The organism is Rhizobium sp. FG113 (genome assembly GCF_057809895.1).
Map to the genome: position 1 here is coordinate 158031 of NZ_JBMDKV010000009.1, position 11806 is coordinate 169836.

Consider the following 11806-nt stretch of genomic DNA (forward strand, 5'->3'; position numbering starts at 1 on the left):
TTCGCCTCATGCGCATCATCTATCCTGAGATGGTGGCTGCCCATTCCGCCTTTGACAACGTTCGAGAGGCGCGAAGAAGCGCACTAGAGATTGGCGGGCGGTCGAAGATCGAAGGCTCGCTGGTCAGCCTTTTTGGAAAGTCGCACGCAGGAAAGACGACAATCCTGGAGGCGTACATGGAGGCCCACTTTCCTGATGATGTCGATCCAGAAAAGCCAGATAACAAGAGACCCCAGCGTAAAATCGTTGGAATAACCTTGAACGGCGACTCTTCTTACCTGAGTTTCGTCAAGCAAATACTGCGAGCTTACAAAGACCCGTTTCCCGGTGACGGCAATGCGGACGACAAATTGGAAAGGATCATCAAGTACATCAATTACTACAAGACCGAGTTGTTGATCTTCGACGAAGCGAGCAACCTCCGTATTCGCAAAGCAACTGATCTTGACGCGACCAAGACCCACAATACGCTTCGCGGGTTTGCCAAAATGGGGTGTCCCGTGGTTGTGGCAGGTACGGAAGAGGCCGAAAGTAAGATTCTCAGCGACGGCCAGCTCGTCAGCATGAATCACGACGTGTCGATAAAGACGTTAAAGCAAGATTGCGCTGCAGATATGCACCTCTTCGGAAGTTACTGTGCCGATCTCGGCCTTGCATTGAAGGAGCATGGCCTCTTTCCCAAGCGGAGTAATTTCGTCATCGACAATACCATCGCCTGTCTCTTTATCGCCAGTGGCGGGCTTCGTGGTCGTGTATCGCGCCTCGTCGAACACGCCGCATACATTGCACGACATGAAGATGCGGAGGAGGTCCGACTCGACCATTTGGAAGCCGCGACCGACGCGTATTCGATCAAGAATAAGATCGTGACCCACAACCCCTTCCGCGAGAGCCGCAAGACTCGCAAAAAGGAGACCCGCGTTGCCTGATCTTCTAAGCACACGCCCAGGCGACCGCGAGGTCGATGACATCGTCGGAGCGCTGGATCGCCCGCCTGTAGATGGCGATGACTTTGATGTTCTGCGGGAGGAAACCTTAGATATGTTTTTTCCGGTGGCGCTTGAGCTGCAACCTGGTGAAAGCCTTCGCGACGCTGCGTATCGCGCCACAGAGGAGAACGGTTATCGGCGTACGGAGTTGGTGGTTCGTCTAGCGCGTCCCGTTTCGTTCAGGAGCTTATCCGGATTTACATCAGTTGCCCATCAGGAGGATGTCTCTCGCATCGTTGATGTCCTCGGTATTCGCCGTGATGCCGAGAACTTGTACAAGCTTTTGGAAAACCGTCAGGTCCGCTCTAGGCAGTATGTTTCGTTTTTTGGCCACCATCTACAGCGAGCCGACTTTTCACAGTTCCGCCGGGTCTCCCCCCGAGCGTTAAAGGTGGCAGAGTATCAACGGGCAATCTGGTCGGTCCGCTGGCTGCCCTGTGATCCCGCTACGATGGAGCGTCTGATAGATCGCTGTCCGGTGTGTCATGCACATCTGGCTTGGCAGACGACCAGAGGAGTATCCTTCTGCCACAGATGCAGAGGTCCAATGACCGACCTGCGTGATTTTCCGCAGCCCTTGGTCGAGCCCGATGATCCGGATGCAATGCAATTTGTCCTGGAAATTTTGGACCCACTAATATCCGATGGTTCCTTTAAGGCGCGATGGCCGACGGCCTATCTGCCGAAGACACGCGCAGAGCTTTACCAGTTCGTTGTTAAGCTAGCTATGGAATGCCAGCGCCACGAGGAGCGCCGCCGAGGCCCTGTTAAACACCTCTCTTCCAACAACATTCAGCGAGCGGGTCGTGCATTGCTCGCTTGGCCAGCAGGGTTGCTCGAACTAGCTGACGAACATGGCGCGACCCGCAACGACACACGAATGCTGAAATATCTGGAGGGGGATTCCTCGCTTAGCGTAGCGGTTAGGGCTGATATCCGGGCGCTGATGGAGGTTCAAACGCGGAAGATGGCTCTCGGCGTTTTCCAGGGGCTGGAAAAATTTCCAGGTTTTGCCGGTGCCATAGTATCTTCCGCCCCCGCGCGAAATGCGCGGACCAGCATGCTTGAGCTAGTGAACAGACCAGGCAACGTGAGGAACGGCACCGAGGTCGCTATCCGTGTTGTCCGAGACATCCGTTCGGCCCGGCTCCTTTCGACTAAGCTCGGCCTCTCGATACCCGATCTTGTGGAAGTCTACCTCTCAGGTCTCCTCGACCCGCTGCACCAACATATGTCGGCGATTGGAATTGATCAGGAGGTTCGGCAAAAGCCGGTCGACGTATTGGAATGGATCAACGCCAATGTGCCCGTCGCGCGAAAGCCAAACGGCATGAGTTTGGTTGCGGCCAAGTTCGCTCTCGATCCAACACATTCTCTTCCTTGGTCGGTGGTATTGCACGCCGCAATCGAAGGGGAGGTGCATTTGCAGCGAGGTCCCGGTTGCGATCAGGGTGTTCTGCGCGGCCTGTACGTCGACGATTTCGAAGAGCTGACAGCTCTTCTTGATGTTCCTCCACGTCCCAATCGCTTTGCCGAAGTTTTTCTAACCTCCTCGGAGTTGGCAATGACAATGGGGAAAACTCGGAGGATAGCTGCAATTTTGTCGAAGCACTTCCAATGGCAGAGCGTCGCGACGATAAGGAGGTTGGCAGATTTGCGTCGATCCTATGCATTCAGCTTCGAACTGACGGATTTGTGCGTGATCCGCAGAATCAGAACGCCAAAGGTGTTTACCCTTCTGCAGAGAGCAGAAGTGCCACATATTTTGGCGGAGAACATGGTGCTCTGGCAACGGGATGCCGCGTTATCATGCCTCGGCTTGCGCTAGGCGAGCAAAATGGCGGTCGGTCGCCCGATGCTAGGACAACAAACGACATCGACGTCGCACCAAGAGGCCAACCATACTGTCTGCGTTGAGGTAAGCACGTTTAAGGTGGAAATTCGAGTGGCGGCGCTGGTCGCCGAGCCGACACGACCTGCGCGGGGGAAATGAATGGCAGCTACGCGAACGATCCACTGGCGGACCGAATGGTCAAACGGATCACCGACACACCTTGTGACGTTTTCCGATGCCTCTGCAGAGCAGCGTCGTGAAATCGAGCTTGCCGCCGAACACGAAGGCATCGTGATCGACGGTAACCGTTGGGCGACAACTGCGAACACCAAGCTGATGGAGTTCTTTCAGGTCGCAAGAGCAAGGGGCTTTCATTTCGAATTCGACAGAGAAGAGGGTGGCCCGCTCAATCTCCAGCGGCTTAAGCTCGATCCAGACACCCGGGCAAAACTCGAAAGCTTGCCGGAATTTACCTTGTTCGAGCTAGCTGGCTCATGCCCTGTTCAGGCTCAAGGAATAATCGACGGGGAATTCTGGTATTTCCGGGCAAGGGGAGCCGAGTGGCGGCTTGAGATCGGCGGAAATGAAAGTGGCACCCGGGCTCCTGGTTGGTGGCACGGGGAGGAGTGGCCGACCGATGATGGCTTCGGTGCCGGATATATGACTGACGAAGAAGCTATTGGCTGTGTCTTGAAAGCCGTCGAGCTTTATAGAACAGAAGATCGAGGCCGCTTCGAGAAGGGCCATCCGGACTACGAGCGAACGATGATTGATGGATGGTCTTATGGCTCGCTTAGTTTACGACGCGTCGTAAAACGCCTTGGGCTGAGTGGCCCGCAAGTCTTCGAACGCGCGAAGGCTTTGGGCATTGAGGTGCCGTACACAGCTGAACTCGAAGTCGCTGCGTTGGACAAGCCTTTGCCAATCTCTCGCGCTTTCGATAGGGCATCTGGGGAGTGGATCGAAATGCAGGAGGAGGAGGACTGAGAAGGGCGCACGGCCTAACATCGGACCGGGCAATCCTGATCTGGGTTGTCCGTCACGGCAGGTTCGCGCTGGCCGTTGCCGCCCTATGGGGCATCGTTATCACGCGAGTGACTTGGCAGTTGCCTGTATAAGCATTCGTTTCAGACCGAGGGTAGTTGCCTGTTACATGACTCGCCTGCGTAGACATCTGGGCTTGAACACATCGAACGCCATCAAAATGAGGTTAGCCGCGACCAATCTGGCGTTTGCAGCAGCTTCCGAGCTGACGGGGCGTGAGTCGACGGGATCGCTCAAGAAGCGTATAATCACCTGTCTGCTCAGGCGAGGAGGGCCAAATGTGGGCGAAAGTTACCCTGCTTGCAGTTATCATCGCTCCAGCGGCAGCGAGCGCTGGAGAGCGTTCTCCATTTCACACATCTAGTTTTCCGGGAGACATCTCGGTCGCTTTGACGATCAACGAGGTGACGGCACTTCGTGAAGACGATTACGACTACGAAGTCACGATTGGGCTTTCGGAAAAGACAAAGGCGGGCGTTACGGTGTTCACCGACGGAGGAGCGCATGGAGCCAAGGTCAAGTGCACTCCCGGCCGGGTATACGTTGGAGGGGCGGATTACCTGCCGAGGCCGGTCGATGCCAAACGGGATTGGAAAGAAGATTTGCTTGAAGCGCTGTGCTCGGCCCCATCGACTTGACCGGTTGCAGACGAATTCCGGCGGATGAAGGCAATGTCGAGGGAGCCACTTCGACCCGTCAGACTGACATCTCTCTTTCTGACCCATTGTATTTTTGCCGCTTGGGCTGGCGCTCGTTTCAGCAGATTTTCAGAAACGACCAGCGGCGAACCGAGTATTTTGGCAAGCGCCTCCAAGCGCTGGGCCACATTCACCACGTCTCCGATGACCGTAAATTCATCATGGAAGCCGCTCTCCAAGACGCCGCCGACAACCACTCCGCAATGAACGCCGATCCCTGCATGGAAGGAAGGTTGTCCTCTTGCGAACGCCTCGTTGCGCCACACTTCGAGTTCCTGCGCAACGAATAGAGCGCAAGACAGTGCTCGCTCGGGATCGTCTGGCGAGGCCTTTGGTTGACCAAAAACAACCATGACTCCATCGCCGATGAACTTATCGACGGTCCCATTGAAGCTGAGGACCGCGCCAGCGATGATGCGCCGGTATTGCGCAAGCACGCTAGCCATCTCGCTGGCCGGTGCATTTTCGGCATAGGCCGTGAAGTCTCGTAGGTCGATGAACATGATGGCTGCTTCGCGCCGTTCAAGATCAAGGACAGATGTCGCATCTTGGAGGTCGCCGATTACCGTCGGAGAGAAGAAGCGTGAGAGGTTCGCGCGTCGCTCCTCAAGCCGGTAGGCATGTACACGTACGTGCCTAAAACGCCTCGCGGAAAGGGCGGCTGCACCGATGGCCAGGCAAAAGCAAAGAAGAAGCAGGAGGTCCTGCAACGGAATGATGTCGACCAACGGGCCGTGCTGACTGCCCGTGTGCCTAAAAGCCAGCACCACCAACATCGCGCTCCAGGCTAGCGCGACAGCGGCCCCGAATACCAGAACGAGTGCGGTGTCTAGGCGCATCGCGACTTGGTTCAAGAGAAGAAAGACAACGACCAGACTGGATGCTGTCAACTCGTGACGGGCTTGGGGTGAGGGAGCCAGCAGATGCTCGTAGAGTACATACCCCGCCAGCGCCGCATCCAGGATCGCAAGGCCAATCGGAGCGATCCAGCCTATTCTAGGCCTAAGCAATGCATCTCCCAAGACGCTCCAGAACAGATACGACAAGACCACGATGGCAGCGGAATCGAGGCTGCCGGTCCAGAGAGCCGACGAGACCAGGAGAGCTGAGGCTAACCGTAAAATGAGGGCGCTGAGATCAACGTTGGGTGACATGCGTATCGGCTATAAGAACTCAAACTGGGGTCCCTGGGCCCTTTACGGAGCCCAGGGATGATTGGTCACTTGATTTCAGTGACTGTCAGTTTTCCATCGACGCGCTCAGCGACGAACTCGATGTTCTGACCTTCCTTTAGCTTTTCGAGCATTGCCGCATCCTTGACACGGAAGACCATCGTCATGGCTGGCATATCGAGGTTCTTGAGGTCTTCATGCTTGATGGTGACCTTCTGCGCCTTGGCGTCAATCTTGTTGACGACGCCTTTCGTGAATTCCTGAGCCAGAGCCATCGACGTTCCTGCGAGGGCAATTGTGGCTGCCAGCGCGAGATTGATTGCGAATTTCATAACGAGTTTCCTTTCCTTACTTTGCTGCAACGGACACGTCGCCGTGCATGCCAGCTTCGTAGTGACCGGGGATGAGGCAGGCGAATTTGAATTCACCGTCGTTCGTGAACTTCCAGACGATTTCACCCGTCGCGCCTGCTGCCAGACGGATGGAATTGGGGTCGGCATGTTCCATTTCCGGGAATTTCTCCATCACAGCCTTATGCTCCATGATCTTGTCTTCCTGATCGAGCACGAACTCGTGGTCAGTGCCGCCCGCGTTCTTCAGAGCGATCTTGATGGTCTGACCCTTGCGGACCTTGATGATTGCAGGCTGGAAGATCATCTTGCCGTCGTCGGTTTCTTTCATGGTCACGCGGATGGTTTGCGTGGCCTTGGTCTTGTCGCCGGGTTCGCCGACAGCAAGCTTCTCGCCATGTCCGCCAGCATGGTTGCCGGAGGCCAGCGTTGGGCTCGCGAGAGCGGCGAGGGCGAGGGCGATTACATAATGCTTCATTGCAGGTTCCTTCTTCTTGGGGGGGAGTATGCTTCAGCCGTTCGTCGGCTTTGGCGTGATCTGTGTCTTGGCGTCTGTGGCTTTGGTGGCGTCCGGCAGTTCGCCGGTCCATTCCCAAGCCTGGGTCCCGGGCGGGTTCTCGTACCAACCCGGATCGGAGTAATCGTCCGCAGAGATACCCTCGCGAACCTTCACGACGGAGAACATTCCGCCCATCTCGATGGGGCCGTGGGGACCCCAACCGGTCATCATCGGAACGGTGTTTTCAGGGATTGGCATCTCCATCTCGCCCATGTCGGCCATACCCTTGGTGCCCATGGGCATGTACTCGGGTTGGACCTTTCGGATTTTCTCGGCGACCTTTGACTTGTCGACGCCGATGAAGGTTGGAATGTCGTGCCCCATCGCGTTCATCGTGTGGTGTGACTTATGGCAGTGGATCGCCCAGTCGCCGAGGTACTTTGCGTCGAATTCGTAAGCCCGCATTGCGCCAACCGGGATGTCGATGCTGACTTCCGGCCAGCGGGCTTCGGGGCGTACCCAGCCGCCGTCGGTGCAAGTCACTTCGAAATCATACCCGTGCATGTGGACAGGGTGGTTGGTCATGGTGAGGTTGCCGACGCGCACGCGCACGCGGTCGTTCTTCGACACGACCAAGGGGCTGATGTCCGGGAACACCCGGCTATTCCAGCACCACATGTTGAAGTCGGTCATCTCCATGATCTTGGGAACGTACGAACCCGGATCGATGTCGTAGGCGTTTAGAAGGAACACGAAATCCCGGTCCACCGGCATGAACTTCGGGTCCTTGGGATGGATCACGAAGAAGCCCATCATGCCCATCGCCATCTGGACCATCTCGTCCGAATGCGGGTGGTACATAAAGGTGCCGGACTTCACGAGGTCGAACTCGTAGACGAAAGTCTTGCCCACCGGGATGTGTGGCTGCGTCAGCCCGCCGACGCCGTCCATTCCCGAGGGCAGGATCATGCCATGCCAGTGGATCGTCGTGTGTTCAGGGAGCTTGTTGGTGACGAAAATGCGGACGCGATCACCTTCGACGGCTTCAATCGTCGGACCCGGGGACTGGCCGTTGTAGCCCCAGAGGTAGGCGGTCATGCCTTCGGCCATTTCCCGTTCCACTGGCTCCGCGACGAGGTGGAATTCCTTGACGCCGTTATTCATCCGGTGGGGCAGGGTCCAGCCGTTGAGAGTGACCACCGGCTGGTAGTCGGGACCGGACGTCGGATGAAGCGGCGGCTGCATATCGGCCGACTCCATCGTCGGCGCGTCAGGCAGGCCCATCGCCGATGTCTTGGTCCAGGCACCGGCCGCCATCAGAGCTGCGCCCGCGCCAAATAGTTGTCGTCTGTTGAACATTTGGATGCCCTTTCTCAATGCCCGCCACCACCGCCGCCTTCGGACGCTGCGGCCACTTCTGTTTCGGCTGATGCCGCAGAGGAGCCGCCGCCGTAGACAGCAGGTGCGAGGTTTGCTTCGGCAAGCCAGAAGTCGCGCTTGGCGTTGACGGAAAGCAGGATGGAATTGATCTTGTCTCGGGTGTCGGTCAGGAGTTCGAACGTGTTGGTGATCATGCCGTTGTAGGTGAGGAGGGATTCCTCTTCGACCTTGGTGCGTAGGGGCACGACGTTGTTCCGATAGTGCCGAGCGATGTCGTAGTTCGACCGGTAAGCCTCATAGGCAGAGCGAGCTTCCGAGCGCACGTTGACGGCTTTTTCCGCCAATTGGTTGGCAGCACGCATGTAGCCGAGTTCAGCCTTGCGCATTCGCGCCTTGCCGGTGTCGAAAAGGGGGATGGCGAATTCTAGTTCCCCGGACGCCGTGGTTTCCCACTTTTTCTTGCCGTCTTCGACTTCACGCTCGGATTCGAAGCCTGTCAGGATTTCGAGATCGGTCACGTAACGTGTGGCTTCTGTCAGGCCGTAAGACCGCGCGGTTGCCTCAAGCTCTAGTTTCGCAACCTGGAGGTCAATACGGTTGCGAAGCGCCTCGGCCTCGATGGCATCGCGTTTGGTCACGCCCTTGGGCAGGGAAGGCAGGCTATTGGGCACCTTGTAATCAAGGTCTGATCCCCACAGTCCCATAAGACGGGTAAGTTCTTCCTTTGCCAGACGAGCTGCCAACCGTGCCTTTGCGGTTTCGCCCGCCAATTCAGCGACGAACACATGCTCACGCGCTTGTGGACCTTTCGCCATCGCACCCGTTTCGCCAAGCTTCTGTGCCAGCTCCGACGCGGCATCGGCGGCTACCTGCGCCCGCTGCAGCTGGCCGACATTCTCCCAGGCGGCGACCGCATTTATCCACGCGCGGCGAGTATCAGCGGCTGTTTGCAACGTACGGACAGCCGCGTTGAGCTGCGCTTGGCGAAATCGCGTGTCGGCAATCTCGATGTCACGTTTCTTGGTCATCAGTGCGAGAATGTTGGTTGTTATCGCGCCCTCGATGGCCCGAAAAGCTTCAAGTTCCGGTGTGCCGATACCGGAGAAGCCGACCGAGACCGTCGGGTTCAGCAGCATTGTCGCCTGCCAAGCGTCGGCTGAGCTATCCCCAAGCTCGGAATAGGCTGCCTGGAGACCCTTGTTGTTGAGAAGGGCAATCTGGACAGCTGTATCGGCATCGAGCGTCTTCTTTCGCGAAAGCAGGGTCCTGACCTGAGCAGAGGTCGCTTGCGCCTGCTGCTGGCTTTGAATCCAGACCGTTTCTTTCGCTGTGATCGCAGCAGTCTTATTGGCGACGGTGCTGAAACCGCCATCCTTCTTGGAATACTCGGGATTAGTAACGCAGCCCGCGACCGCAAGAGGGATGACCGCAACGATCAGAAGGGTTCTCAGGGAGGTCATGAAGCACCTCCTTCTTGCTTTGTCGTGCGGTTGTCCTGCCTGCGCCACGGCTTGGGATCGACAGGCTGCCGAGCGGTGTAACCTGAGATCGGCGATGCATATTGAACCGGACGAACTGAGTAGGTTTCGTCGACGTCAGACGAGGCGACGACGTCAGGAGGCAACGTGGCGGCGCAACTGCCCAGCAGAAGGGGCAGACCAACCACGAATATGGTCGTTTTCATTTTTCGGAATCCAAATAAGCAATGTCATTCCGGCGTGCGGTATTCGCAGCGCCTGGTGAGCCCGGCCGAACGGGATTGCTTATTCAGATATTAGGCGGACGATGAAGGACCGGCAGTTCGCCAACTGTTTCGCGATCATCGACGAACTGCCGGATGGCGGCGACGATGGGCCCGCCAACATCGTGGCCGTCGCAAATGATTCCAAATCCACCGCAGAAATCTTTGCAGCACTCTTGCTTGGCAATCTGATCGTTATCACCATCAGCTGCATTCTCGGCACCGGCATGGTGATGGGCGGCATGCTGACCCGGCGCTTTCGCCTCTAAATGAACAGCATGGGCCGTTGCGGAAACGTCCGCGACAGATACTTCGGGAAACGCGTTGCCATGCATGGCGGCGTTCGCATTGGACAACGTGTATCCTGCCAGTGATACAATGATCACCAGCCGCACAATGACGAGCATCTTGCTCAGTGCGATTCGATACATTTTGCCCATTCCAAAGAGCTACATCGAAAGCAGCTCAAGTTCAATCGGAGCGTCCTGCCTGTCAAAGATTCGCGACCTTTTCGAGGCGGACGAGGGAGCGTGTAGACCTTGCCATCGTTGTAAGGTCAACCTGCGTGATCAATGAATTCTACGTCATTCGGTCATAGCCCGACCATCTGGACGAATTGAATCAGGCTGCTTCTCCTCATAGAAAATCAGCCATGGCTAAGATGTCGAGAAACTCGCTGTGGAAAGCAGTTGCGATCTTGTGGTTCGCGATCTCGATGAGCTTTGGTGCGATTTCGTTATCCCTCGATCACGACGATACGGGGCGAGCTGACCAAGTGTCCCTCCACGAAAGTGCCAAAAATCATTGCGGAAAAGGCGAGCCTTCGGCAAAGGATCAGCACCAGAACGGGCGCTGCTGCAGCCCCACATGCAACTCTCCAGCCATCCTCACTGCGTTTGCGCAGGTTCGACTCCCGCAAGTCAGCGGGACGGAGCCTGACCCGGTCGTGTCGTCGCTCACGTCTCAATCGCCGTCTGGTATCCTTCGTCCGCCGCGAGCATAAGATCGCCGATCTCGCATCCTGCTTCCTGCCCGTCTGGGCCGAACGCGTCAGCGAGACCATCTCCATTTCAAATCACCTGGCTTGATGCGCCTCTTGGAGCCAACAGCCACTGTCTTTTTGACCTGAGCGCCGCGCTGAGCCGCAGAGCGCTGAAGGAGCCCTTATGCTTACTCATACGATGGCGAAGTTTCGCCGAATGCCGCGTCGTGTCTGCCGGACAGTGTGGGAGACCATGCCAGCGTCCGTCGCACAGACGCCAATCATGAATAAAACCGGTCGGTTCATCTATCGGCGGTTTACCCGAGATACCGTGAAAGTGCAGACGCACTTCACGCATTTCATGCGCAATCCACCTCTCCTGGATGCACTGACCCAACTGACCGGCAGGATGGAGACAGGTGAACCTCTCCGCATCGCCTCGATAGGATGCAGTACCGGGGCCGAATTGTACTCTGTGCTTTACACGCTTCGAAAAGCTTATCCAGGCAAGGAAATTTTCGGATATGGCTCGGACCTGTCTGAGGAGGTAGTCAAGGTCGCGCAGCTAGGAAGATACCAGCCAGGAAGAGCGGCTGGCGAAGGAGGAATGTTCCACGCTGGTCGGCCTGAAGTGGAGGCCTCAGAGGTCGCCGAGTTCTCCGGATTGATGGAGCCGGGCAGAGATGGGGTGTGTGAGGTCCACGACTGGTTGAAGGCTGGGACCTCATGGTTTGTTGCCGACGCAATCAAGGACGACATCGTAGCGATGATCGGACCGCAGGACGTAGTTCTCGCGAATAACTTTATGGGTCCAATGGATGATCGTTCAGCGGATCAATGTCTTCGTAATGTGATGGGTCTGGTCCGCCCAGGTGGCATCCTTGTCATCGACGGCGTCGATCTTGATGTAAAGACGCGGACCATCCGGGGTTCTCGGTTCACCCCGGTGCTTATCAATCAGGACGCGATTTGGACTTCAGACGAGTCAAAGCAGGGCTGGCCGTGGTTGCGGTGGGCCGCTGAGCCAATTGACCGGAGCGAGCCAGACTGGCGGGTGCGTTACACCATCATTTTTCAGCGTTCACATTGATAACAGGGCGGCGGCGTCGATCAAGCC

General features: G+C 56.9%; 11 protein-coding genes. 4 read left to right on the forward strand and 7 right to left on the reverse strand.

What is annotated here, in order from left to right:
• Positions 1-8 precede the first annotated feature (8 nt).
• From ACODTZ_RS20920 to ACODTZ_RS20930, 3 genes are all read left to right on the forward strand, one after another.
• Positions 9-929 carry a TniB family NTP-binding protein gene (locus ACODTZ_RS20920; protein WP_203428608.1) on the forward strand — a complete coding sequence of 307 codons (921 nt, stop codon included), beginning with the start codon at positions 9-11 and terminating at the stop codon, positions 927-929.
• Positions 922-2817 carry a hypothetical protein gene (locus tag ACODTZ_RS20925; RefSeq protein WP_489027791.1) on the forward strand — a complete coding sequence of 632 codons (1896 nt, stop codon included), beginning with the start codon at positions 922-924 and terminating at the stop codon, positions 2815-2817. The genes ACODTZ_RS20920 and ACODTZ_RS20925 overlap by 8 nt, the downstream gene beginning before the upstream one ends.
• A 165-nt stretch (positions 2818-2982) precedes the next feature.
• The gene (locus ACODTZ_RS20930) at positions 2983-3810 is read left to right on the forward strand and encodes a hypothetical protein (protein ID WP_203428610.1); all 828 of its coding nucleotides are present in this window, start codon (positions 2983-2985) and stop codon (positions 3808-3810) included.
• A 613-nt stretch (positions 3811-4423) separates the two neighbouring features.
• Here ACODTZ_RS20930 and ACODTZ_RS20935 read toward each other — a convergent pair.
• The 7 genes from ACODTZ_RS20935 to ACODTZ_RS20965 all read right to left on the reverse strand — a co-directional run bounded on the left by ACODTZ_RS20935 (position 4424) and on the right by ACODTZ_RS20965 (position 10147).
• Positions 4424-5719 carry an adenylate/guanylate cyclase domain-containing protein gene (locus ACODTZ_RS20935; RefSeq protein WP_203428611.1) on the reverse strand — a complete coding sequence of 432 codons (1296 nt, stop codon included), beginning with the start codon at positions 5717-5719 and terminating at the stop codon, positions 4424-4426.
• Between the two features lie 65 nt (positions 5720-5784).
• On the reverse strand, positions 5785-6069 hold the full coding sequence (locus tag ACODTZ_RS20940) for a copper-binding protein (RefSeq protein ID WP_203428612.1): 285 nt from the start codon (positions 6067-6069) through the stop codon (positions 5785-5787).
• A 16-nt stretch (positions 6070-6085) separates the two neighbouring features.
• Complete coding sequence (locus tag ACODTZ_RS20945) at positions 6086-6565, reverse strand: cupredoxin domain-containing protein (RefSeq protein WP_203428613.1); 480 nt, start codon at positions 6563-6565, stop codon at positions 6086-6088.
• Between the two features lie 33 nt (positions 6566-6598).
• The gene (locus tag ACODTZ_RS20950; RefSeq protein ID WP_489027795.1) at positions 6599-7945 is read right to left on the reverse strand and encodes a multicopper oxidase family protein; all 1347 of its coding nucleotides are present in this window, start codon (positions 7943-7945) and stop codon (positions 6599-6601) included.
• Between the two features lie 14 nt (positions 7946-7959).
• Positions 7960-9426 (reverse strand): TolC family protein, encoded by a 1467-nt coding sequence (locus tag ACODTZ_RS20955; protein WP_203428614.1) that lies wholly within the window; start codon positions 9424-9426, stop codon positions 7960-7962.
• Entirely contained in the window at positions 9423-9650 is a 228-nt protein-coding gene (locus tag ACODTZ_RS20960) for a hypothetical protein (protein ID WP_203428615.1), read from the reverse strand. The genes ACODTZ_RS20955 and ACODTZ_RS20960 overlap by 4 nt, the downstream gene beginning before the upstream one ends.
• Positions 9651-9733: 83 nt before the next feature.
• Positions 9734-10147, reverse strand: a complete 414-nt coding sequence (locus tag ACODTZ_RS20965; protein WP_203428616.1) for a hypothetical protein — start codon at positions 10145-10147, stop codon at positions 9734-9736.
• Between the two features lie 726 nt (positions 10148-10873).
• Between ACODTZ_RS20965 and ACODTZ_RS20970 the strand changes: the two genes are divergently transcribed.
• A complete protein-coding gene (locus ACODTZ_RS20970; protein ID WP_489027798.1) occupies positions 10874-11779 on the forward strand; it encodes a CheR family methyltransferase in 906 nt (301 codons plus the stop codon).
• Positions 11780-11806 lie beyond the last annotated feature (27 nt).